The following is a 22,117-nucleotide window of genomic DNA, read 5'->3' as shown; positions in this document are numbered from 1 at the left end:
CGGCGGCCGCCCGCACGGGTGTGGCGGGGGTCACACCCGGGGCGAAACCAGCGGCGGCAGGCCGGTGCCGGCACCGGCGATGTCCACCCGCTCGTCGGCCACCGTGAGCCGGCCGGCGGCCAGCAGTTCCAGGCCCTTGGGGTAGATCACGTGCTCCTGGGTCAGCACCCGGGCGGCCAGGACATCGGCGGTGTCGCCGGCTTCGATGGGAACCACCGCCTGCAGGATGATGGGCCCCTCGTCCATCTCGGCGCGCACGAAATGCACGGTGCAGCCATGCACCCGCGCGCCCAGCTCCAGTGCCCGCTCGTGGGTGTGCAGGCCCTTGAAGGCGGGCAGCAGCGAGGGATGGACATTGATCATGCGGTCGCGCCAGCGCTCCACCAGCCAGGGCGTGAGCAGGCGCATGAAGCCGGCGAGGCAGACGATCTCGATGCCCGCCGCCTCCAGCACCCCGTCAAGGGCGGCGTCGAACGCCTGCCGATCGGCGAAGCCCTTGTGGCTCAGCACCTGGGTGGGAATGCCGTGGTCCTTGGCGAAGTCGAGCCCGGCCGCGTCGGCGCGGTTGGACAGCACCAGGGCGATCTCGGCTGGAAAGCCGGGCGCCGCGGCGGCGCGCACCAGCGCCGCCATGTTGGAGCCCCGCCCGGAGATGAGGATCGCCGTGCGCTTGCGGCCGGCGGCCGCGTCGGGGGGCGCGGTCATGCCGGAAAGCCGAAATCGGCGGTGCCGTCATAGACCACGCGGGCGGCCGCGCCCGCCTCTTCGCCGGGCTCGATGGCGCCCAGGCGCACCACGCTCTCGCCGGCATCGGCGAAGGCATCGGCCACCGCCTCTTCCTGCTCGGCCGGCACCACCACGGCCATGCCGATGCCGCAGTTGAAGGCGCGCAGCATCTCGGCCGGCGCCACCGCGCCGGTGGTGGCCAGCCAGCGGAACACCGGCGGCACGATCAGGTTCGACAGGTCGATGCGGGCGATGGTGCCCTTGGGCAGCACGCGCGGCAGGTTCTCGGTGATGCCGCCGCCGGTGACGTGGGCCAGCGCCTTCACCGCGCCGGTGGCGCGGATGACCGACAACGTGCTCTTCACATAGAGCCGGGTGGGGGTGAGCAGGGCCTTGCCGAGGCTCTCGCCCGGGGCGAACGGCGCCGGCGCGTCCCAGCCGAGGCCGGAGCGCTCGACGATGCGGCGCACCAGCGAATAGCCGTTGGAATGCACACCGGCGGAGGCGAGGCCGAGAATGAGGTCGCCGGGGGCGACATCGGCGCGCGGCAGCAGGTCGCCGCGCTCCACCGCGCCCACCGAGAAGCCGGCCAGGTCGTAATCGCCATCGGCATACATGCCGGGCATTTCCGCGGTCTCACCCCCCACCAGCGCGCAGCCGGCCTCCGTGCAGGCACGGGCGATGCCGGCCACGATATGGGCGCCGACCTCGGGCGCGAGCCGGCCGGTGGCGAAATAATCCAGGAAGAACAGCGGCTCGGCGCCCTGCACCACCAGATCGTTGACGCACATGGCGACCAGGTCGATGCCGATGGTGTCATGCACCCCGGTGTCGATGGCGATCTTGAGCTTGGTGCCGACACCATCGGTGGTGGCCACCAGCAGCGGATCGGAAAAGCCGGCGGCTTTCAGGTCGAACACGCCGCCGAAGCCGCCGATATCGGCGTCCGCGCCGCGGCGGGCCGTGGCCTTCACCAGCGGCTTGATGAGATCGACCAGACGATTGCCGGCGTCGATATCGACTCCCGCATCGCGATAGGAAAGTCCGTCCTGAGCCATCGGGTCCTCGCGGTGGGGCGGCGCGCCGGTGCCCGGCATGGTCCGCGCCCCGACCTTCTGTGGGCTGCGGGCGCTCCCGCGCCCGTCCCGGCGGATTAGCCGCGAACGGCCGGCAAGGCAAGGCGGGCGTGCCTCCGGCGCGGCCGGCCTTGCCGGCGGTCAGGCGGGGAACAGCTCCACATGGGTGTCGGCGGCGCGGCCGATGTAGACGACCCGTCGCCCAGGGAAGGATACCACATAGCTGGCGCATCCAGCGGTCGCCGCCTTGCGGCGGAAGCCGGCATAGCTGTAGCCCGGCGCGTCCTCCTGCGCCTCGCGGATCGCGGTGCGCAGGGCGCCGGGGTCGAAGACCGCCGCCACCGGCGCCTTCAAGGGGGGAATGGGGAGGTCCAGGCTTTCGCCATCGGGCAGGTAGTAAGTCGCGGCGGCGCGGCGGAGGTCGATGGCGTAGCCCTCGAAACCGGCGGCCATGAGCCGGCCGACGATCTCGGGGAAATGCAGGGTGTTGTGTTCGGCGGCGGCGAGGCAGGCGCGCGCGGCGGCGACTTTCTGGATGTCCACGGCAGGTCTCCGGGAGGTTCAGTCGAGTGGCATGGCAAGGATGCGGCGGTGCGCCACCATCTTCTTCAGCAGGCGCGACAGGGTCTCCCGCTCGTCGGCTGAGAGGACATCGAAGGTCTCGGCGTCGTTCCTGTCGGCCAGGGCGGCCAGTTCCGGCAACAGGGCCGCGCCCTCCGGGGTCAAGGCGAGGGTCTGGGCGCGCCCATCATCCGGATGGGCGGCGCGAACCATCAGCCCCTTGGCGATCAGCCGGTCGGCGAGCCTGGTGATGGCGCCACGGGTCATGCCCATCGTGGCGGCGAGCCGGCTCGGCGCGGCCGGCGGCGTGTCATGGAGGGCACGGAGCATCACCCATTCGGCGACGGTGACGCCCTTGCCGTCGAGCTTGGCCGCGAAGGCGTGCGATACGTGGTTCGACACGGCGCGAAGCCAGAACCCCAAATGGTCGGTCAGCTCCGGGAGGGCGTGGGGAAGGGGGGTGGCAGATGGGGTTTCCATGTTGACTAGGAAACTATCTGCAATTGGTTTCCTAGTCAACAATCGTCGCGCGCCGACCATTATTCCGTCGCGTCCTCGAGCGTGCCGCCGTCCGCGCCCGGTTGGCATGCCGCGATCATCTCCGCCATCGCCTCGATATCCTCCGGGAACGGCAGGGTGCGGCGCCAGGCGAGGCCGATGGTCCGGCTCGGCGCCGGTGCCGCGAACGGGATCAGGCGGACCCGTGGCAGGTGCGCGCCCTCGGCGCGCACGAACAGTTCGGGCAGCAGGGTGATGCCCTGGCCATTCGCCACCAGCTGGGCCAGGGTGGAGAGGCTGGAGGCGCCGAACCGGCGCAGGCGCCGCGCGTCGGCCCGCTGGCACACGTTGAGCGCCTGGTCGCGGAAGCAGTGGCCGTCCTCCAGCAGCAGCAGGTCCTCGGCGCGGATCTGGTCGGCATGGGCGACGTTGCCGCCGAAGCCGGCGGCGGCGGTGGATTGCGGCACCGCCAGCACGAACGGGTCGTCGAACACCGCCCGGCTCTCCAGGGCCGGATGCACGAGAGGCAGGCTCACGATGGCGAGGTCGAGGTCGCCCTGCACCAGATCGGTCACCAGATGATCGGTAAGGCTCTCGCGCAGGGACACCTCGACCTTGGGGTGGCGGCGCGCCATCTCCGGCAGCAGGCGCGGCAGCAGGTAAGGCCCGACCGAGGCGATGACGCCGAGCCGCAACCGCCCCTGCAACAGCTGGCCGTGGTCGCGGATAGTGCGCTCGAAATCCGAGACTGCGGCCAGCAGCGCCCGCGCCCGCTCGGCGGCGCCCTCGCCGACCGGAGTAAGGCGCACGGCGGAGGGGGTGCGTTCCACCAGGCGGGCCCTGAGGCGCTCTTCCATGTCGCGGATCTGCATGGAGAGGGCGGGCTGGGTCACGCCGCATTCGTCGGCGGCGCGGCCGAAATGCAGGTGGCGGGCCAGGGCCTCGAAATAGCGAATCTGACGCAGCGACAGCATGCGATCAAATTATCTGATCGCTACTCGCAAGCAATCTGATTTGTTCTTATTCTAGGAGCGAGCCATGGTGGCGCGAGATACCGGCCTCCGGCCCCGGGACAACGCGGGGCGCCAAAATCGCGGGCCGCAAGCGAGGAGAGACGCATGAGCCGACCGACGCTCACCACCACTGCCGGCAATCCTATCGCCGACAACCAGAACGCGCTCACCGCCGGCGCGCGCGGCCCGGTGCTGCTGCAGGATTATCAGCTGATCGAGAAGCTCGCGCACCAAAATCGCGAGCGCATTCCCGAGCGGGTGGTCCATGCCAAGGGCTGGGGCGCCCACGGCACCCTCACCATCACCGGCGACATCTCGCGCTACACCAAGGCCAAGGCGCTCCAGCCGGGCGCCCAGACGCCGATGATTGCCCGCTTCTCCACGGTGGCCGGGGAACTCGGCGCGGCCGACGCCGAACGCGACGTGCGCGGCTTCGCGCTCAAGTTCTACACCCCGGAGGGCAATTGGGACCTGGTGGGCAACAACACGCCGGTGTTCTTCGTGCGCGACCCCTACAAGTTCCCGGACTTCATCCATACCCAGAAGCGCCACCCCAAAACCAACCTGCGCTCGACCACGGCCATGTGGGACTTCTGGTCGCTCTCGCCGGAGAGCCTGCACCAGGTCACGATCCTGTTCTCCGACCGCGGCCTGCCGGTGGGCGTGCGCAACATGAACGGCTACGGCTCGCACACCTATTCCTTCATCAACGAGGCCGGCGAGCGGTTCTGGGTGAAGTTCCACTTCAAGACCCTTCAGGGGCACCAGCACTGGACCAACGGGGAGGCCGCCGGCGTGGTCGGCAAGACCCGCGAATCCACCCAGGAGGACCTGTTCGGCGCCATCGCGCGTGGCGAGTTCCCCAAGTGGAAGGTGCAGGTGCAGGTGATGCCCGAGCTGGACGCGGAGAAGACCTCCTACAATCCGTTCGACCTCACCAAGGTGTGGCCGCATGGCGAGTATCCGCCCATCGACATCGGCATCCTGGAGCTGAACCGCAATCCGGAAAATTACTTCGCGGAGATCGAGCAGGCGGCGTTCTCGCCGTCCAACATCGTGCCCGGCATCTCCTTCTCGCCGGACAAGATGCTGCAGGCCCGCATCTTCTCCTATGCGGACGCCCATCGCTACCGGCTCGGCACCCATTATGAGCACCTGCCGGTGAACGCGCCCCAGTGCCCCGTCCACCACTACCACAAGGATGGGGCCATGCGGTTCTTCCCGCAGCAGACCGGCAGCACCGATGCTTATTACGAGCCCAACTCGTTCAACGGCGCGGTGGAGAACCCGGCCTATGCGGAGCCGCCGCTGCGGATCTCCGGCGATGCGGAGCGCTACAATCACCGTGTCGGCAATGACGACTACGGCCAGCCGCGCGCCCTGTTCGAACTGTTCGACGCCGGCCAGCGGGCCCGCCTGTTCTCCAACCTCGCGGAGGCGATGAACGGCATTCCCGAGGCTATCGCCGAGCGCCAGATCGCGCTGTTCGACAGCGTGCATCCCGAGTATGGCGCCGGCGTGCGCGCCGCCCGCGCGGCACTGGCCGCCAAGGTCGCCGCCGCGGCCGAGTAAGGCCGGCGCAGCCGGCATCCGGCGGACATGAGAAGGGGGCGTGCCGGCACGCCCCCCTTTTCGGCCGCTCATCGGCCCTTCGCCGTCCGGCGCCGGTCAGTCCTCCAGCCCCTTCAGCTTGAACAGCCGGCCCGCCGCCCATGCCCCCACGGTGACCGCCCGGTTGATGTGGCCGCTGGAGACGTGGCCGATGCCGTAGGCCATGGAGGTGACGGCGAGACCGAAGGTGATGGCCAGCATGCCGATGGGGGTGCGGCCGTAGCCGGTCAGGACCGCGGAGCCGCAGCCGAACGGACCAGGACGGCGGTGCCGATGCCCTCGGCGACATATTTGTTCATGTGTTTCCCCTGTGATGCCCCGGTCCGCGCGATGGCGCGCGGGGGGCAGTAAACCCGCCGTCCGGCTTGAACGGCGCGGCGGAGAGCCAGGATCACCGGTACACCAAAAAATGAAGCCTGTCCCCGAAGTGCAATCAGCCGGCTTCGCGGCGGCGCCGGCTGACGTCCGTCGGCGAACGTGCTAGTGCTCCGGGGCCCTCGCGGAACGGGGGCTCATGTGGGGGGTCTCATGGCGCGTCGATGGGTCGAAGGATCGGTGGCCGGGCTGGCCGTCGTAGCGGTTTTGAGCTGTGCCGGGGCAAACGCGCAGCCGGCGCCGACCTCTGCAGGAGCTTCAACGGCGCAAAGCAGCGCCTCCGCGCCGCTGCCCTGGCCGCGCACCTATCCGCTGCCGGGCGATGACCAGCTCCAGGTCTACCAGCCGCAGATCGACAGCTGGGACGGCGACGTGATGGCCGGCCGCGCCGCGGTGGCGCTGGGGCCCAAGTCCGGTGCGCCGACCTACGGCATGGTGCGCTTCTCCAGCCGCGTGGCGGTGGACAAGCCCGCCGGCCTCGTGCACCTCGCCACCTTCACCATCACCGGGGTCGAGGTGCCCACCGAGCCCGGCAAGGCCAGCCTCATCCGCAGCACCCTGCAGGCGCACCTGCCGCCGGACGGCCTGACGGTGCCCCTGGACCAGCTGCAGGCGAGCTACGCCGTCAACAAGGAACTGGCGCAGCTGCAGACCCAGCCGGTGGACAACACGCCGCCGCAGATCCTGTTCGTCTCCACCACCACGGTGCAGGTGCCCATTGCCGGCCAGCCGGTGCTGAAGCCGATCAGCGGCGTCAGCGGCTTCCAGCGCATCATCAACACCCGCCCGCTGCTGCTGGTGGACGAGGCCGGCGGCTACCATCTCCAGGCGGCCGGGACGTGGTATGAAACCACCGCCCTGGGCAGCGGCTGGGTGGTCACGCCCAAGGTGTCGGACGCGCTGACCGCCGCCGCCAAGAAGGCCACCGACGAGCTCGCCGCCGACCCGCTGCTGGGCCAGGACGGCAAGGCCATCACGCCGCCGCCGGCCATCCTCGTCACCACCCAGCCCACCGAACTGATCCAGACCGACGGCCAGCCGCAGATGCTGCCGGTGGTGGGCACCAACCTGCTCACCATGAACAACGCCGACCATGCGGTGTTCATGGAGACCACCTCCAACACCTATTACGTCCTCATCGCCGGCCGCTGGTTCAAGGCCGTCGACCTGAAGGGACCGTGGGCATTCGTGCCGTCCAACGCTCTGCCGAAGGACTTCGCGAAGATCAATCCCAGCGATCCCAAGGCCAATGTGCTGGTCTCGGTGGCCGGCACCCCGCAGGCCAAGGAAGCGGCCATCGCCGCCACCATCCCGCAGACCGCCACCGTGAAGCGCAATACGCCGCTCAACGTGGTCTATGACGGCGCCGCGCGCTTCGAGCCCATCGCCGGCACCTCGCTCGCCTATGCGGTGAACACGCCGGTGCCGGTGATCCGCCTGAATGCGGAGCGCTATTACGCGGTGGCCAACGGCATCTGGTTCGTCGCCGAGGCGCCGCTCGGCCCCTGGCGGGTGACCGACGTGGTGCCGGACGCCATCTATTCCATCCCGGTGTCCTCGCCGGTGCATTACGTCACCTATGTGCGGGTGTATGGCAGCACGCCGGACGCCGTGGTGGTGGGCTACACCCCCGGCTACATGGGCGTGGTGGTGGCCCCGGGCGGCACCGTGGTCTACGGCAGCGGCTATTCCTGCTCCGGCTTTGTCGGCACGGTGTGGATTTCCTGCCCGGTCACCTATGGCCTCGGCGCCGGCTTCGCCCTGGGCGCGGCGGAGGGCTTTGCCTTCGGCTTCGCCGCCGGCTGGCCGTGGAGCGTGGCGGTGGGGCCCTATTGGGGACCGTACTGGCATCCGTGGGGTCCCGGTCCCTGGGGTCCGGGCCCGTGGGGACCGCATCCGTGGGGTCCGGGTCCGTGGGGTGGCCACTGGGGCTTCACCAACGTGAACCAGACCAACATCTATGGCCGCTGGGGCGGCGCCGCCACCGTGAACCACGCCTGGGGCACCACCTGGAACGGCACCGACTGGGCGGGCCGCGACTGGCGCGGCACCACCGCCAACGGCACCGCCTTCGCCGGGCGGTCGGGTGCGGCCTTCAATCCCTATTCGGGCAATTGGGCGGCGGGCCGCGAGAATGCGCGGGCCAATCCCTACACCGGCGCGGAAGGCGCCTCGCGCGCCGGGGCCGTGGGCAATGTCTATACCGGCAATGCCGCGGCCGGGCGTGAATCGGCCGGCTACAATCCCACCGCCGGCACCGCCCACGCCTCGCAGACCGCCGTCACCGACAACCACGGCAATGTGAGCGTGGACAGCCGCGGCGCCGCCGTGGATACGCACACCAACACCGCCGCCGCCTGGCACAACGGCAATGTGATGGTGGACCACGACGGCAACGTCTATCGCCACTCCGACACCGGCTGGAACCGCAACACCGGCACCGGCTGGCAGGATGTGGACCGCAACTTCAACTCCAGCAACCTGGACAATGAGGCGCGCGCCCGCTCCTGGGGCGACCAGCGGGTGAATAATTTCGGCGGCGGCGACCGGATGGGCGGCGACGACTTCGGCGGCGGCGACCGCTTCGGCAGCGGCGGTTTCGACCGTGGCTTCGGCGGCTTCGGCGGCGGTGATCGCTTCGGCGGCGGCGGCTTCCGGGGCGGCGGCGGCTTCGGCCGGCGCTGAGCCGCTCCGCACGACATCTGCGATCCTCGGCGCCGGGACGCCATTTCCGGCGCCCTTCCTGCCGGCCGGTGGGCGCGCCCCGCCGGCCGCGTTGTGGTTGCCGCGCCGGAAGCGGTCCTGTCCCGGCGCGGCCAGAGCGAGGAAGACGCATGCCTGCAATCGAAGCCGTCGCTCCCGAAGCCGTGTCGGCGCCCCGCGCCTACGGACAGCTCGCCGCTTACAACGCCTGGGCCAACACGCGCCTTTATGATGCCGCGGCGGCGTTGGGGCCGGAATTGTGCGCCAGGCCCATGGGCGCCTTCTTCGGCTCCGTCATCGCCACCTTGAACCATCTGGTGGTGACGGACCGCATCTGGCTGGCGCGCCTGGAGGCCTCGGACGCGCCGCAGCCGCCTCTCGATACCATCCTGGAGACCGATCTGGCCCGCCTGCGTGCGCTGCGCGTGGCGGAGGATGAGCGCCTGTCGGCCTGGGTCGCCGGGCTTGATCCGGCGCGGCTGGCGGCGGAGGTGCGCTATGCCAACAGCAGCGGCGCCGTCTTCTCCCAAAGCCGCGCCAGCGCGCTCGACCATCTGTTCAACCACCAGACCCACCATCGCGGGCAGGCGCATGCGCTGCTCACCCAATTGGGCGGGCGCGCGGCGGCACCGTCCCTCGACCTGATCGTGATGCAGCGGGAGCCCGCTCGCGTCTGAGGCCAGCCGGCAGGCATCGCCCTCCACGCCCGAGGGTCGAGGGCAGGAGAACGGTGCGGGCGCACGGCGCGCGGGATCGGCTGGGCCACGTCCTGCTCGGGACGGGAAGGATGCCCGCTCAGCCTCGGCTGAGGGCGGAGATCGGGAGGCTCAGCGCGGGGCAGGGTTGCGGCGTCCGGTCTCCTTCCGCAGCAGGACGCGCGCCGACCCCTGCGCGTGGCCGACCCGCCGGGCATTTTGCGGGGCGCGCCCGCCCGCCCACCGCGCTTCCTGCCGCTCGCCGTCCCGCCGCCCACCCCACCGGGAAGAGCCTCGCGCGCGGCCGGGGCGTGGTTCGCCGGCGGGCGCGGTTCGTCCAGGGCCGGCGGTGGCGCGGGGGGCATTTAACGCGCTCATCGGCTGCGTCCTGCATCTCCCCGCCGATGCCGCTGGCGGGCGGGCGTGGCCCCGCGGTCGCCTGCCGCCCGCGCCGGGGCGCGGGGGCGCGGTTCTGTGGCCGGCGCGGTCAGTCGAGGCCGGCGATGGCGCGGGCGAAGTCGCGGGCGGTGAAGGGCTGCAGGTCCTCCGCCCCCTCGCCGACGCCGATGAGGTGGACCGGCAGGCGGTGCTTTGCGGCGATGGCCACCAGGATGCCGCCGCGCGCGGTGCCGTCGAGCTTGGTCATGACCAAGCCGGTGACACCGGCGATGCGGGTGAAGGCCTCCACCTGCGACAGCGCGTTCTGGCCCACCGTGGCGTCGAGTACCAGCAGCACCGCATGGGGGGCGGAGGACTCCAGCTTCTTCACCACCCGCACGATCTTTTCCAGTTCCGCCATCAGCTCGGAGCGGTTCTGGAGCCGACCGGCGGTGTCGATCAGCAGGATGTCGGCACCATCGGCCCGGGCCTCCAGCAGCGCCTCGTGGGCAACGCCGGCGGCATCCGCGCCGGGCTCGCGGGCCACCACTTTGGTGCCGGTGCGCGCCCCCCAGACCTTCAGCTGCTCCACGGCCGCCGCGCGGAAGGTGTCGCCAGCGGCGAGCACCACCGTCTTGCCCTCCTGCCGCCACTGGGCGGCGAGCTTGCCGATGGTGGTGGTCTTGCCGGAGCCGTTCACGCCCACCATCAGCACCACGAACGGTCGCCGTCCGGGCTCCACCACCAGCGGCTGGGCCACCGGGGTGAGGATGCGTTCCACCTCGGCGGCGATGAGCCCCTTGACCTCCTCCGGCGCGATCATCTTGTCATGCCGGCCCTTGCCCACCGCCTCGACGATGCGCATGGCGGTCTCCACGCCAAGGTCGGCGCGGATGAGGATGTCTTCCAGGTCCTCCAGGGTCTCGGCATCCAGCTTGCGCTTGGTGACGAGGTCGGCAATGCCCTGTCCCAGGCTGGATGCGGTGCGGGCGAGCCCCGAGGTGAGACGCGCCCAGAAGCTTTTCCGGGGCGTGGCGTCGCCCGTGGGGAGCGGCGTGGCCAGCGCGTCGGCGGCCAGCGGGGGCTCGGGAGGGGGGATGTGCGCGGAGGCAGGGGCGGTCGGCGCCAGCTCGTCGGAGGCTTCCGCCGCAGGGACTTGGGCGGCGGGCGCGGTCTCAGGCGAGGGCTCCGCGGGCGCGCCGTCGAGGGCTGCCGCCGGGTCTGCAGCAGGCGATGCGACGTCCGCCGCCACGGGGCTGGCCGCGTCGGGCGCCGGCGCCTCGGCGTGGGCTCCGTCCGCGGGTTCAAGGGCGGGAACAGGCGCTGGGACGGGTTCTGCGGCCGTGTCCGGGCCGGGCTCGTCCAAGGGCGAGGGGGGCAGGGGCGAGGGGGGCAGGGGCGAGGGTGCAAGGGGCGGATCGGCGGTGATGTCCTCCGCTGTCGCCGCAGGGAGGGCGACGGCAGGCGCTTCGGACAGGGGCGGCGCGCCGGCCGCCACCGCTGGCTCGCCGATGGTGACCGCGGGTTCCACGGAAACGTCCGCCGGGGTGGCCGGCGCGGAGTCCGGCGCAGGCGTGGCGATGTTGTCCGCCACCGGAAGTTCCGCGCGCGCGACGTCGCCGGGGCTGGTGACGGCTGCATCGCCAGCGGCCAGAACCTCCGGTGGAGGCGCCGTGGAGGCCGCAGGCGGGGCGGCGGGCGCCGGGGCGTGGTCCGAGCCTCCCAGCTTCTGTCCCCAGGACAGGACCTTGGCCCACATGCGCGCGGCTGGCGGCGGGGCGGCGAGCTCCGCCTGCGCCGGAGCGTCCGGTGTGACCGGCTCCGCCACGGGGGCAGGCGTGTCCGGAGCCAGCGACGGCGGCACGGACGCCTCCGGCTCGGTGGCGGCAGGCACATCCGGGCCGGTCGGCGGGAAAAGGCCGGGAATGGGGTCGGGCCGGCGCGCCGCGTCGTTGGTCTGCAGACCCGTCCCCTGGTCCGGACCCCGCCGTTGCTCCTCTGCGTGTGGGAGCTGAGGCGGCGCGGTGGCGCCCTGCGCAGCGGGCTGGTTGGGATGCGTCGCCGCCGGAGCGGGGAGCCTCGGGGCGAGATCGTCCGGCGAGGGGTCCGCGAGGGCCGCCGCAGGGGCGGCCTGGGCGGGGTGGGACGGCGCGAGGGCGACCGCCGGTGCGGTCTCGAGCGTTGCCACGGGCGCCGGTTCGTGCATCGCCAGCGGTGCCAGTTCCGCTTCGGCGGCCGGGGGCTGCGGTGGAGCGTGATCCTGGACCGGATCCCGGGCCTGATCCTGGGCCTGATCCTGGGCGGGCGAGGCGGGCGCGTCCGCCGCCGGGATGACCGGTGCGGCGGCATCCGGGAGGGGGACGCCGGCCCCGGGGGCGGACGGGGGCGGGGCGGGGTGTGCGGTGGCGAAATCGTCCGGCGGCGCGTGCTGCTCCTCCGCGCGCGGCGCTTCGGCGGCCGGGGGCTGTAGCGGGGCCTGATCCTGGGCCTGATCCTGGGCGGGCGAGGCGGGCGCGTCCGCCGCCGGGCTGACCGGTGCGGCGGCATCCGGGAGGGGGACGCCGGCCCCGGGGGTGGACGGGGGCGGGGCGGGGTGTGCGGTGGCGAAACCGTCCGGCGGCGCGTGCTGCTCCTCCGCGCGCGGCGCTTCGGCGGCCGGGGGCTGTAGCGGTGCTTGATCCTGGACCTGATCCTGGGCGGGCGAGGCGGGCGCGTCCGCCGCCGGGCTGGCCGGTGCGGCAGAATCCGGAAGGGGCGCGCTGGTCCAGGGGGCAGGTGAGGGCGAGGGGGCGGCGTGCGCCTCTTCTTCCCCGCGTCCGGTCAGCCAGCCCCAGAAGCCGCGCTTCTTCTTGCCCGCGTCCCGGCCGGGATCGGCGCCGGGGGATGGGTTCGCCTCCCGCCCGCCCGCGTCGGCGGGGGAAGCGGGCGTGTCTTCGGCCCGGTGCGCCGGGCCGGCGGTGGTTGCGTCCTCCGGGGTGGAGGGGGCGGCGGGGTGGCCCGCGTGGGGGTCCTGCTGGCTCATGGCGTCAGGCCGTTCCTTGACTTGAGATCAGGCCGCGATCAGCCGCGCGCCGTCGTGGCCGGCGATGCGCAGCTCGGCCAGGGTGCCGCGCGCCAGCGGCCGGGCGATGCGCACCGGGGTGAAATGTTCGGTGTGGCCGCGTTCGCCGGCTTCCACCAGCACCGTGCGGCGGCGGCCGACCTCGCCCGCCAGATGGCGGCGCAGCGCGTGCGCGCCCACCGCCCGCAGCCGGGCCGCGCGGCCGGCGATCTCTGCCGGGGCCACCTGCGGCATGCGGGCCGCCGGCGTGCCGGGCCGGGCCGAGAACGGGAAGGCATGGACAAAGGCGATGCCCGCTTCCTCGACGAAGGCGAGCGTATTGCGGAACTGGCCCTCGGTTTCGGTGGGAAAGCCGGCGATGAGGTCGGCGCCGAGCACCACGTCCGGCCGCAGCCGGCGCAGGGTGGCGATGAAGGCCAGGGCTTCGGCGCGGGTGTGGCGGCGCTTCATGCGCTTCAGCACCAGATCGTCGCCCGATTGAAGCGACAGGTGCAGGTGCGGCATCAGGCGCGGTTCGTCGGCGAGGGCGGCCAGAAGGTCGGCGTCCGCCTCCACAGCGTCGATGGAGGACAGGCGCAGCCGGTCCAGCTCCGGCACCTGGCGGAGCAGGGCGCGCACCAGTCGTCCGAGGGTGGGGCGGCCGGGCAGGGTTTCGCCGTAGGAGGTGAGATCGACGCCGGTCAGCACCAGCTCGCGGTGGCCGGCGGCCACCAGCCGTCGCGCCTGCTCCACCACCGCGCCCATGGGCACCGCGCGGGACGGCCCGCGCCCCTGGGGAATGATGCAGAAGGTGCAGTGGTGGTCGCAGCCGTTCTGCACCTCCACGAAGGCGCGGGTGTGCCCGGTGAAGGTGTCGGCCAAGTGCGGCGTCGCCTCCCGCACGGCGGCGAGGTCCTGCACCCGCACCCGCTGTTCGGCGCCCAGGCCGAAGTCCAGGGTGGCGCGGGCGGCATCCCAGGTGGCGGGCAAGGCCTTGGCGGCATTGCCGAGCACGAGATCCACCTCGGGCATGCCGGCAAAGGCGTCGGGGGTGATCTGGGCGGCGCAGCCGGTGACGACGATGCGCAGGCCGGCGTCGGCCCGCCTGGCGCGGCGGATGGCCTGGCGGGCCTGGCGCACGGCCTCGGCGGTCACCGCGCAGGTGTTCACCACCAGCGTATGGGTGAGGCCGGCGGCGGTGGCGGCGCGCATCATGCCGTCGCTTTCCAGGGCATTGAGGCGGCAGCCGAAGGTTTCCACCCGCACGGGCGCCGCGCCCGGCGCCATCAGCTGGCTCCCTCGAGCATGGCGGGGGCGATCTCGCCCTTGAACTCGTGGGCGACGGGGCCGGTCATGAGCACATGGTCGTCGGCGGCGCGCCAGTCCAGGGTGAGCACGCCGCCCGGAAGGGTCACGCGCACGGCGCGGCCGGCACGGCCGGTGCGGGCGGCGGAGACGGCGGCGGCGCACCCGGCGGTACCGCAGGCGCGGGTTCGGCCGGCGCCGCGCTCCCAGACGTGAAGCAGGATGTCGTCAGGTCCGCGCAGACTGGCGAAGGAGATGTTGGCGCGCTCGGGAAACAGCGGGTGGTGCTCCAGCGCCCGGCCGAGGCCCTCCACATCCACCTGGCCGGCATCGGGCACGAAGAATACGGCGTGGGGGTTGCCCATGCTGACCAGGCTGGCCGGACCCAGCGCCTCGAAGCCGGGCACCGGCACGGCGCGGGTGTCGCCGACGTCGTGGGCGAGCGGGATGTCGCGCCAGGCCAGGCGCGGGGGGCCCATGTCCACCGTCACCGTGCCGTCCGGGTGCACATGGCAGTCGAGCAGGCCGGCTTCGCTCTCGAACAGGATGTGGGGCTGGCCGGTGCGCTCGGCCTCCACCGCGGCGATGCAGCGGGTGCCGTTGCCGCAGGCGGCGGAAGCCGAGCCGTCGGTGTTGAGGATGCGCACGAAGGCGGCGGTATCGGCGCGCCGGGGCGGATAGAGCACCATGGCCTGATCGAACGGCAGCACGCCGGGCCGCGCCAGCGCGCGTGCCGTGGCGGGCGGGATGTCCACCGGGTCGTCGCGCAGGTCGAGCACCAGGATCTCGTTGCCGAGACCGTTCATCTTCACGAAGGGGCGATGGGCGAGCGGTTGCATGGGCCTTGGGCGACCCGTCCGGAGGCGGCGGGCATAAGGGGTTGCGGTGCGTCCTATATGGCGCCGAACGGCAGCCGGCGCCACCCCCGCATGCCGCATCCCGGCCGCACTGCGGCCACCAACTTGCCGACGAACATGATAGAAACGGTGCCGTTGCCGGGCATTCGCGGCCGGCACGGAGGATGGACGATGTCGGCTCGCGCGGCGCACGACGCCAGTGGCACCCTGAAGATGTTCAACGCCAATGCTTCCACCGCCCGGCGCCGGATGGCGCTGGCGCTCGCCCTGGCGGCGCCGCTCATGGCCGCGCCCGGCGCGCGCGCCCAGCCGGCCCCGCCGGCCGCCGCCGCGCAGAAGGATGAGGGCCTGACCCCGCCGCCGGTGGTGGACCCCAAGATCGTCGAGACGAAGCCGGTGGAGGCCAAACCGCAGGAGGCCAAACCGGCCGCTGCCGCGCTCGCTCCGGAGGAATTGACCCTGACGCCGGTGCCGGTGCTCACCCTGTCCGGCACCGCCACCTGGGAGGAGGCCTACGACAAGCTGGTGGCGGCCATGAAGACCCTGGACAAGGAATTGGCGCGCCTCGGCCTTGCCCGCGCCGGCGACGCCTTCGTGGTCTACACGTCGAGCGACGACCTGGGCTTCGAGTTCGAGGCGCAGGTGCCGTTTTCCGGCACCACCACGGGCAAGCCGGGCGGGGCCATGAAGCTCGGCGGCTCGTATGCCGGCAAGGTGCTCAAGTTCACCCATTCCGGCGCCTTCGCCGACATGGACAACACCTATGAGCAGATCGCCAATTATCTCGACGAGAAGAATGTGACCGCCGACGACCTGTATGTGGAGCGGTATCGCACCGACCTTGCCACCGCCGCGCCGGACGCCCTGAAGATCGACATCCTGGTGCCGGTGTCGAAATAGGGCCGGCTTCCCCATGCGGCCCCGGCAGCGTCCGGTAACGCCGCCGGGGCCGGTTCCGCCGGGCGGCTGGGGCCTCCCCTCACCCGACCCCCGACTTTCCTTGGTCGCGCGAATCTCCTTTGATGCGGCCAGGATCGCACCGGACGCACTGCGGAGGCCGCCATGCCGCGCCTGTTCACCGCCATAGAAATACCGCCGGATGTGGGAATGAGCCTGTCGTTCCTGCGCGGCGGCCTGGCCGGGGCCCGCTGGATCGACCCCGAGAACTACCATGTGACGCTGCGGTTCGTCGGCGATGTGGACGATGCCACCGGCCGCGACATCATGGACATGCTGGGCGCGGTGCGCCGGCCCGCGTTCGATCTGCTGCTGGAGGGGCTCGACCAGTTCGGCGGCCGCAAGCCGCGCGCGGTGTTCGCGGCAGTGAAGGCCAACGCGGCGTTGATGGAACTGCAGGCGGAGCAGGAACGCATCCTGCAGCGCCTGGGCCTGGCCGCCGAGGGCCGCAACTTCCGCCCCCACGTCACCCTCGCCCGCCTGCGCGATGCGTCGAGCCGGCAGGTGGCGGACTATCTCACCACGCGCGGGCCCTATCGCAGCGCGCCGTTCCATGTGCCGCGCTTCGTCCTGTTCTCGTCGCGGGATTCGGTCGGCGGCGGGCCGTATCTGGTGGAGGCGGCCTATCCCCTGGCCTGATGGGGGCGGCCCTGTTCGGCCGGCGGCGGGTGGGGCTTTACTTTAGAAGCTCTATGATGTGGCGCGCGCGGTGGGGAAAATCTTGCGCTGCAGCGCGGAATTCATTTTCCTGACATCTGCAACGTGTCTGATGGAGGCACGCAACTGAGGGGCGGGCGCCCCCCGTCGCCGCGTGGCGCGGCGCGCGAGGGACTGTCCCCGCGGATGGTCATGGGCAATTCGAGCGCGGCGACACGCACTTTCGATTGGCGAGCTCTCGCCGCTGGCGGCGGTCCGTCGCGGGCCGAGAGCGATGCGGCCCGGGTGCGCCGGGACTTCTGGCAGAAGCTGTTCCGCTCGGCCTCCTTCGTGCCGTTCGCGGAAGATGCCACCGCCGCTTATTACGCCGCTTTCGACAAGACCACGCCGCTGAAGGTGCGCGCGGCCCTGCTGGGCGTGCTCGCCTATTTCGTCATGCCCGTGGATGCCATTCCCGACGTGCTGCCGGTACTGGGCTTCACCGACGACACGGCGGTGCTGATGGGGGCGTTGAAGCTGCTGGCCGAGCACATCAAGCCGGGCCATCGCGCTGCCGCGCGGGCGGCCCTGGAGGCCATGCGCCGCCGCAAGGCGTGAGGCGCGGTCACCGCGCCGGGGATGCCGACGGCGCGGTTCTGGTGCCGCTCATCCGGCCTCGCGCGTCGGGCTTTGTGCGTCCGGCCTCGCGCGTCCGGCCTCGCGCGTCCGGCTTGGACCGAAGCGACGCCGATGGCCTCAGCCGGTGGTGAGCACCACCTTGCCCTTCACGCGGCGTCCGGCGATCTCGCCGATGGCATCGGCGCACCGGGCGAGCGGGAAGGTGGCGTCCACATGGGCGGAGATGCGGCCGTCGCGGGCGTGGCCCACCAGGTCCTGGACCGTGTCGCGCAGCCACTTCGGGTCGGCCTGCGCCTGGGCGCCGAAGGCCACGCCGCGCGCATCGCAATTCTTCAGCAGCAGCAGGTTGAGGGGAATTTTGGGGATGGCGCCGGCGGCGAAGCCGACCACCATGAAGCGGCCACGCCATCCCAGCGCCCGGAGCGCCGGTTCCGCGAAGTCGCCGCCCACCGGATCGTAGACCATGTCGAGCCCGCGCGGGCCGGCTAAGGCCTTGAGGCCGAGCTTGAGGTCGCTGGCGGTGTAATCCAGTCCCTCGTCGGCGCCGTGGGCGCGCGCGAAGGCCACCTTCTCCGGCGACGAGGCGCAGCCGATGACGCGGGCGCCGAGGATCTTGCCGATCTCCACCGCCGCCAGCCCGACTCCGCCGGAGGCGCCGAGCACCGCGAGGCTCTCTCCGGCCTCAAGCCCGCCGCGATCCCTCAGGGCGTAGACCGCGGTGCCGTAGGTGACGATGAGGCCGGCCGCCTTCACCAGGTCAAGATCGTCCGGCACACGGGCCAGGAACCGGGCGGCGACCGCGACCTTCTCGCGCGCCGCGCCCGAGGTCATATAGCCGCACACGCGGTCCCCGACCGCGAACTCCGTGACGCCCGCTCCGAGCGCTGCGACATGGCCCGCGAATTCGGCGCCGGGCGAGAACGGCAAGGGGGGCTTCACCTGGTACATGTCGCGGATGATCAGCGTGTCGAAGAAATTGAGGCCGATGGCCGCCACCTCGACCACCACCTCGCCGGGGGCCGGGAGGGGATCGGGCAGATCGACGATCTCCAAGGCCTCCGGTGGCCCATGACGCACGCAAAGAACCGCTTTCATGGTCCAGCCTCCGGCCTTGCCCGTGCCCGCTCACCTTCGGTTTACCTTTTCGCAAAGGCCTGCGGCTAGGGTCGCATTCCGTTGCGTAAGATCGAGACGGCGCGGGACAGGGTCATCCTGTCGGATTGGCGCCACGGCGGGAGGAAACGCGCAAGCGCCGCCTGTCGATTTGTCCCGCCGAAGTCCAAGTTTTGCACACATTGAGGTGAGCCGAGCCGCGGGTTTAAGAAAACGCAAGGCCTGCCTGTCATGATCGTTCCACCGCCTCGATCGCTCACGCGGCACCTAAAGGCTCACACCCTCAGTTTCGCCAGCCCGCGTCCGCGCAGGATCACGGGCCGCACCGAAAAGGAGAAGCTATGACACCCCGTCGTGTCCGTCCGACGCGCCGCGCGCTGCGCTTTTTGCCGCTTCTGGGCGTTGGTCTCGCGGCTTTTGCCGCCGCCCCGGCGCTGGCGCAGCAAGGCCAGTCCAAGCCCATCGCCCAGTTCGGCGACTGGAGCGTCTACGCGTCCACGTCGAGCCCGAAGGTGTGCTACGCCATCTCCCAGCCCAAGACCCGCCTGCCGGCCGGATTGAACCGCGACCCGGCCTATTTCTTCGTCTCCACCCGTCCCGGCGAGAACGTGAAGAACGAGGTCAGCATCACCGTCGGCTTCCCGCTGAAGGAGGGGTCCGACGCCACCCTTACCGTGGGATCGCTGACGCTCCAGCTCTACACCAAGGACAAGGGCGCCTGGGTGCGCAACGTGGCCGACGAGACAAAGCTGGTGGACGCCATGCGCAAGGGCCGCGACCTCACCGTGGTCAGCACCTCGCTGAAGGGCAATCCGACCACGGACAAATACTCCCTGTCCGGGATCGGCCAGGCGCTCGACCGGGCCGCCGCCGAGTGCAAATAGGCGGGTGGCGGGCGCGGGCCCGGCGAGGAGGGCGCCGGTCCGCGCCCCCGTCTCCGGCTTGAAGGCGTGGCGAAGCCCGCCGTGCCTGTGGAAAGGCGCGGCGGGAAGGCTTATGTGTGACGTCATGACCAGCGCTTTCGAACCCGCCCCCGTCGCGGCCGCCGCCGACGCCCCCGTTCTCCCGCCGTCCGAGGCGGGCGCCCCCGCGCCCGCGGCGGCGTTGTCGTCCCTGGTCGGCCTGGACCGGGAGAAGCTCGGGCTCGCGCTCGCCGCCATCGGCGTGCCGGATCGCGAGCGGCGCATGCGGGTGAACCAGCTCTGGCACTGGATCTACCTGCGCGGTGCCTTCGGGTTCGAGGAGATGACCAACGTCTCCAAGCATCTGCGCGCCCGCCTCGCCGCGCGCTACACACTGGCGCGGCCGCAGATCGTGGCCGAGCAGGTGTCGCAGGATGGCACCCGCAAATGGCTGCTGCGCTTCCCCGCCGACCATCCCGGCGAGAAGCCCCACGACATCGAGACCGTGTACATCCCCGAGAGCGACCGCGGCACCCTGTGCGTGTCGAGCCAGGTGGGCTGCACCCTCAACTGCTCCTTCTGCCACACCGGCACCCAGCGGCTGGTGCGCAACCTCACCGCCGCCGAGATCGTGGCCCAGGTGATGGTGGCCCGCGACCGGCTGGGCGACTATCCCGGCCGTGACCGCGCGGTGGGGCCGGGCCTGCCCACCGAGGGCGACCGCCTCGTCACCAACATCGTCTTCATGGGCATGGGCGAGCCGCTGTACGCCTTCGACAGCGTCAAGGAAGCCATCGAGATCCTGTCCGACGGCGACGGCCTGGGCCTCGGCAAGCGGCGCATCACCGTGTCCACCTCGGGCGTGGTGCCGGAGATCGAGCGGCTGGGCGCGGAGGTGGGCCCCATGCTGGCCATCTCGCTGCACGCGGTGCGCGACGACCTGCGCGACGTGCTGGTGCCCATCAACAAGAAATATCCCATCAAGCAGCTGATGGACGCGTGCCGCAGCTATCCGGCCGCCTCCAACGCGAAGCGCATCACCTTCGAATACGTGATGCTGAAGGGCGTGAACGATTCCCCGGCCGACGCCCGCGCTCTGGTGAAGCTGCTGGAGGGGGTGCCGGCGAAGATCAACCTCATTCCCTTCAACCCCTGGCCGGGCACCCAGTATGAATGCTCGGACTGGGATACGATCGAGCGCTTCTCCGACATCGTGTTCCGCGCCGGCTACGCGAGCCCGGTGCGCACCCCGCGCGGGCGCGATATCCTCGCCGCCTGCGGGCAGCTGAAGAGCGAGAGCGAGAAGCTCTCCGCCCGTGAGCGCCTCGCCTGGCGCGCCATGGCGGCCGCCTCGGAAGCGGCGGAATAGGCCCGCCACCGCCCTGGCGCGGCGGCCAAGATCGCGCCGCGCCGGACCACCGGCGGTGCCGGATGGCCGCCATCCGGCCCGCCACCGCGTCAGGATTTCCATGGATTCCTTCGTCCGTTTCCTTCTGCGCCTGATCCTGGTGCCGCTCGGCTATCTCGTCGCGGTGGCGGCCGGAGCGGCGGTGATCCTGGTGGGCGAGTGGCGCATCGGCACCCTGTTCGACACCCCGCAGCCGGACGAGGCGGCGCTCGGCGTCGTCATCGCGGTGATGGCCAGCGGCGTGCTGCTGGTGCTGCTGGTCTCCTCCATGTGGCTGGTGGCGGCGGTGGGCATCCTGTTCTCGGAACTGTTCGCGGTGCGCTCCTGGATGTTCCACGCCGCAAATGGCGTGGTCTCGGCCTGGATCGGCGCCCAGCTGTTCGTCTCCGACCCGGCGGTGAACCGGGTGGCGCACGCGCCGTTCTATGTGATCGCCGCCGGACTGGCGGCGGGGCTGGCCTATTGGCTGGTGGCCGGCGCGTCGGCCGGATTCTTCAAGCCGGTGCTGCGCCCGCCGGCTGCCCGCGCGGCTTCCGCGCCCCCCGCGCCGCCCCCCGGCGCGCCCTGAACGGAGCGCGTCTCAGCTCCTCGTCGGCGTGTGGGCGAAGGGACGTGGCCATTCGCGCCGGATCGTGGCATGTCCCTGCGGTCCGTTCCCGGCGGGGGCGGCGCCTCCCGCCGGGAACGGCGGTCTCCAACAATTCTTTGATTCTCGCCGCCGTTCCCGTTAAGCCTCCCCGCGAGCCGGCCCGATCATGACACAGCCTTCCGCATCCCCCTCCCTCGCCGACCTGCGCGTCGAGATCGATCGCATCGACGCCGGCATGCACCGCCTGCTGATGGAGCGCAGCGCCATCATCGATCGCCTGGTGCAGGTCAAGCGCACCCAGGGCACCGAGGGCGGGTCCGCCTTCCGCCCGGCCCGCGAGGCCGACATGATGCGCCGGCTGGTGGAACGCCATGAAGGCCTGCTGCCGCTCGATACGGTGGAGAGCATCTGGCGCGTCATCATCGCCACCTTCACCTATGTGCAGGCGCCCTATGCGGTCCATGCCGACCTGGCGGTGGGCGAGCCGGCCATGCGCGACAGCGCCCGGTTCCATTTCGGCTTCACCGTTCCGTTCGTGCCCCACATGGGGGCCAGCGGCGTGATCGATGCGGTCGCCGCCTCCAGGGGCGACCTTGGCCTGCTGCCGGCCGCGGTGGGGCCGACCCCGTGGTGGACGGCGCTTGAGGCCGAGGGGGCGCCCAAGATCATCGCCCGCCTGCCGTTTGTGGACCGGGCCGACCACCCCGCCGGCCTGCCGGTGTTCGTGATCTCCCATCCCATTCCCGATGCCGCCGTGACCGAGGTGCGGGTCTATTCCCTGCACGTGTCCGGCTGGAGCGCCCGCGCCGGCCATGCCCTGCCGGCCTTCGCCGAAACCCTGATCGCCCCCGACGCGGCGCTCGACGGGGCGGCGCTGCTGGTGTCGCTGCCGCCCGGCCATGCCATCGCCGAGGTGGTGGCGGCCCTGGAGGGCGCCGGCGCCGGGGTGCGCGGCGTGCGCGAGGTGGGCAGTCACGCCGCCATCCACAAAGTGCAATCTTGACGTGAGAAAATGAATCGGCTCTCGCCGCCATC

Annotated in this window: 20 protein-coding genes; 10 read left to right on the top strand and 10 right to left on the bottom strand. The window is 71.6% G+C overall.

From position 1 onward, the window contains the following. Positions 1–30 precede the first annotated feature (30 nt). The 5 genes from purN to V5F53_RS16260 all read right to left on the bottom strand — a co-directional run bounded on the left by purN (position 31) and on the right by V5F53_RS16260 (position 3,835). The gene (gene purN / locus V5F53_RS16280) at positions 31–705 is read right to left on the bottom strand and encodes a phosphoribosylglycinamide formyltransferase (protein ID WP_393994818.1); all 675 of its coding nucleotides are present in this window, start codon (positions 703–705) and stop codon (positions 31–33) included. After that, positions 702–1,784, bottom strand: a complete 1,083-nt coding sequence (gene purM / locus V5F53_RS16275; RefSeq protein WP_393994819.1) for a phosphoribosylformylglycinamidine cyclo-ligase — start codon at positions 1,782–1,784, stop codon at positions 702–704. The genes purN and purM overlap by 4 nt, the downstream gene beginning before the upstream one ends. Positions 1,785–1,943: 159 nt before the next feature. Next, entirely contained in the window at positions 1,944–2,345 is a 402-nt protein-coding gene (locus V5F53_RS16270) for a DUF1398 domain-containing protein (RefSeq protein ID WP_393994820.1), read from the bottom strand. Between the two features lie 18 nt (positions 2,346–2,363). Then, on the bottom strand, positions 2,364–2,843 hold the full coding sequence (locus V5F53_RS16265) for a MarR family winged helix-turn-helix transcriptional regulator (protein ID WP_393994821.1): 480 nt from the start codon (positions 2,841–2,843) through the stop codon (positions 2,364–2,366). Between the two features lie 59 nt (positions 2,844–2,902). Next, on the bottom strand, positions 2,903–3,835 hold the full coding sequence (locus V5F53_RS16260) for a hydrogen peroxide-inducible genes activator (RefSeq protein ID WP_393994822.1): 933 nt from the start codon (positions 3,833–3,835) through the stop codon (positions 2,903–2,905). 144 nt (positions 3,836–3,979) lie between these two features. On the opposite strand from V5F53_RS16260, the gene V5F53_RS16255 reads away from it, so the two are divergent. Beyond that, on the top strand, positions 3,980–5,446 hold the full coding sequence (locus V5F53_RS16255) for a catalase (protein ID WP_393994823.1): 1,467 nt from the start codon (positions 3,980–3,982) through the stop codon (positions 5,444–5,446). Between the two features lie 96 nt (positions 5,447–5,542). Here the strand turns inward: V5F53_RS16255 and V5F53_RS16250 are convergent, their stop codons facing one another. After that, positions 5,543–5,686, bottom strand: coding sequence for an aquaporin (locus V5F53_RS16250; protein WP_393994824.1), 144 nt, complete (start codon positions 5,684–5,686; stop codon positions 5,543–5,545). Positions 5,687–6,013: 327 nt separating this feature from the next. Between V5F53_RS16250 and V5F53_RS16245 the strand changes: the two genes are divergently transcribed. Beyond that, positions 6,014–8,545: a carbohydrate-binding family V/XII gene (locus V5F53_RS16245; protein ID WP_393994825.1), complete on the top strand. Its 2,532-nt coding sequence runs from the start codon at positions 6,014–6,016 to the stop codon at positions 8,543–8,545. 149 nt (positions 8,546–8,694) lie between these two features. After that, positions 8,695–9,240, top strand: coding sequence for a DinB family protein (locus V5F53_RS16240; protein WP_393994826.1), 546 nt, complete (start codon positions 8,695–8,697; stop codon positions 9,238–9,240). 505 nt (positions 9,241–9,745) lie between these two features. Here the strand turns inward: V5F53_RS16240 and ftsY are convergent. From ftsY to dapF, 3 genes are all read right to left on the bottom strand, one after another. Then, positions 9,746–11,167, bottom strand: coding sequence for a signal recognition particle-docking protein FtsY (gene ftsY, locus V5F53_RS16235; protein ID WP_445329439.1), 1,422 nt, complete (start codon positions 11,165–11,167; stop codon positions 9,746–9,748). Positions 11,168–12,685: 1,518 nt separating this feature from the next. Next, positions 12,686–13,963, bottom strand: coding sequence for a tRNA (N(6)-L-threonylcarbamoyladenosine(37)-C(2))-methylthiotransferase MtaB (gene mtaB / locus V5F53_RS16230; protein WP_393994828.1), 1,278 nt, complete (start codon positions 13,961–13,963; stop codon positions 12,686–12,688). Then, positions 13,963–14,820: a diaminopimelate epimerase gene (gene dapF / locus V5F53_RS16225; RefSeq protein ID WP_393994829.1), complete on the bottom strand. Its 858-nt coding sequence runs from the start codon at positions 14,818–14,820 to the stop codon at positions 13,963–13,965. Before dapF ends, mtaB begins: the two co-directional genes overlap by 1 nt. A gap of 189 nt (positions 14,821–15,009) precedes the next feature. Between dapF and V5F53_RS16220 the strand changes: the two genes are divergently transcribed. From V5F53_RS16220 to V5F53_RS16210, 3 genes are all read left to right on the top strand, one after another. Next, positions 15,010–15,738 carry a GyrI-like domain-containing protein gene (locus V5F53_RS16220; protein WP_393994830.1) on the top strand — a complete coding sequence of 243 codons (729 nt, stop codon included), beginning with the start codon at positions 15,010–15,012 and terminating at the stop codon, positions 15,736–15,738. Between the two features lie 162 nt (positions 15,739–15,900). Next, the gene (gene thpR / locus V5F53_RS16215) at positions 15,901–16,434 is read left to right on the top strand and encodes an RNA 2',3'-cyclic phosphodiesterase (RefSeq protein ID WP_393994831.1); all 534 of its coding nucleotides are present in this window, start codon (positions 15,901–15,903) and stop codon (positions 16,432–16,434) included. A gap of 210 nt (positions 16,435–16,644) precedes the next feature. Continuing rightward, positions 16,645–17,049 carry a YkvA family protein gene (locus tag V5F53_RS16210; RefSeq protein WP_393994832.1) on the top strand — a complete coding sequence of 135 codons (405 nt, stop codon included), beginning with the start codon at positions 16,645–16,647 and terminating at the stop codon, positions 17,047–17,049. Between the two features lie 138 nt (positions 17,050–17,187). On the opposite strand, the gene V5F53_RS16205 is transcribed toward V5F53_RS16210, so the two are convergent. Continuing rightward, the gene (locus V5F53_RS16205) at positions 17,188–18,165 is read right to left on the bottom strand and encodes an NADPH:quinone oxidoreductase family protein (protein ID WP_393994833.1); all 978 of its coding nucleotides are present in this window, start codon (positions 18,163–18,165) and stop codon (positions 17,188–17,190) included. 359 nt (positions 18,166–18,524) lie between these two features. Here V5F53_RS16205 and V5F53_RS16200 point away from each other — a divergent pair, with 359 nt between their 5' ends. The 4 genes from V5F53_RS16200 to V5F53_RS16185 all read left to right on the top strand — a co-directional run bounded on the left by V5F53_RS16200 (position 18,525) and on the right by V5F53_RS16185 (position 22,085). After that, a complete protein-coding gene (locus V5F53_RS16200) occupies positions 18,525–19,067 on the top strand; it encodes an invasion associated locus B family protein (RefSeq protein ID WP_393994834.1) in 543 nt (180 codons plus the stop codon). Between the two features lie 124 nt (positions 19,068–19,191). After that, positions 19,192–20,454: a dual-specificity RNA methyltransferase RlmN gene (rlmN, locus tag V5F53_RS16195; protein ID WP_393994835.1), complete on the top strand. Its 1,263-nt coding sequence runs from the start codon at positions 19,192–19,194 to the stop codon at positions 20,452–20,454. 100 nt (positions 20,455–20,554) lie between these two features. Next, positions 20,555–21,061: a hypothetical protein gene (locus V5F53_RS16190; RefSeq protein WP_393994836.1), complete on the top strand. Its 507-nt coding sequence runs from the start codon at positions 20,555–20,557 to the stop codon at positions 21,059–21,061. Between the two features lie 187 nt (positions 21,062–21,248). Beyond that, entirely contained in the window at positions 21,249–22,085 is an 837-nt protein-coding gene (locus tag V5F53_RS16185) for a chorismate mutase (RefSeq protein ID WP_393994837.1), read from the top strand. The last annotated feature ends 32 nt before the right edge of the window (positions 22,086–22,117 follow it).

Origin of the sequence: Xanthobacter cornucopiae (assembly GCF_043195065.2) — a bacterium.
In the GTDB taxonomy this organism is placed as follows: domain Bacteria; phylum Pseudomonadota; class Alphaproteobacteria; order Rhizobiales; family Xanthobacteraceae; genus Xanthobacter.
The sequence above is the reverse complement of the archived record's forward strand: the minus strand, read 5'-3'. Positions and strand labels throughout refer to the sequence as shown.

Coding starts and splice junctions, on each gene's coding strand:
- V5F53_RS16185 (WP_393994837.1), top strand. CDS start 21,249: ATGACACAGCCTTCCGCATCCCCCTCCCTCGCCGACCTGCGCGTCGAG.
- V5F53_RS16265 (WP_393994821.1), bottom strand. CDS start 2,843: ATGGAAACCCCATCTGCCACCCCCCTTCCCCACGCCCTCCCGGAGCTG.
- V5F53_RS16205 (WP_393994833.1), bottom strand. CDS start 18,165: ATGAAAGCGGTTCTTTGCGTGCGTCATGGGCCACCGGAGGCCTTGGAG.
- V5F53_RS16190 (WP_393994836.1), top strand. CDS start 20,555: ATGGATTCCTTCGTCCGTTTCCTTCTGCGCCTGATCCTGGTGCCGCTC.
- purM (WP_393994819.1), bottom strand. CDS start 1,784: ATGGCTCAGGACGGACTTTCCTATCGCGATGCGGGAGTCGATATCGAC.
- V5F53_RS16260 (WP_393994822.1), bottom strand. CDS start 3,835: ATGCTGTCGCTGCGTCAGATTCGCTATTTCGAGGCCCTGGCCCGCCAC.
- V5F53_RS16245 (WP_393994825.1), top strand. CDS start 6,014: ATGGCGCGTCGATGGGTCGAAGGATCGGTGGCCGGGCTGGCCGTCGTA.
- rlmN (WP_393994835.1), top strand. CDS start 19,192: ATGACCAGCGCTTTCGAACCCGCCCCCGTCGCGGCCGCCGCCGACGCC.
- V5F53_RS16200 (WP_393994834.1), top strand. CDS start 18,525: ATGACACCCCGTCGTGTCCGTCCGACGCGCCGCGCGCTGCGCTTTTTG.
- V5F53_RS16220 (WP_393994830.1), top strand. CDS start 15,010: ATGTCGGCTCGCGCGGCGCACGACGCCAGTGGCACCCTGAAGATGTTC.
- V5F53_RS16250 (WP_393994824.1), bottom strand. CDS start 5,686: ATGCTGGCCATCACCTTCGGTCTCGCCGTCACCTCCATGGCCTACGGC.
- V5F53_RS16240 (WP_393994826.1), top strand. CDS start 8,695: ATGCCTGCAATCGAAGCCGTCGCTCCCGAAGCCGTGTCGGCGCCCCGC.
- V5F53_RS16255 (WP_393994823.1), top strand. CDS start 3,980: ATGAGCCGACCGACGCTCACCACCACTGCCGGCAATCCTATCGCCGAC.
- V5F53_RS16210 (WP_393994832.1), top strand. CDS start 16,645: ATGGGCAATTCGAGCGCGGCGACACGCACTTTCGATTGGCGAGCTCTC.
- mtaB (WP_393994828.1), bottom strand. CDS start 13,963: ATGGCGCCGGGCGCGGCGCCCGTGCGGGTGGAAACCTTCGGCTGCCGC.
- thpR (WP_393994831.1), top strand. CDS start 15,901: ATGCCGCGCCTGTTCACCGCCATAGAAATACCGCCGGATGTGGGAATG.
- purN (WP_393994818.1), bottom strand. CDS start 705: ATGACCGCGCCCCCCGACGCGGCCGCCGGCCGCAAGCGCACGGCGATC.
- dapF (WP_393994829.1), bottom strand. CDS start 14,820: ATGCAACCGCTCGCCCATCGCCCCTTCGTGAAGATGAACGGTCTCGGC.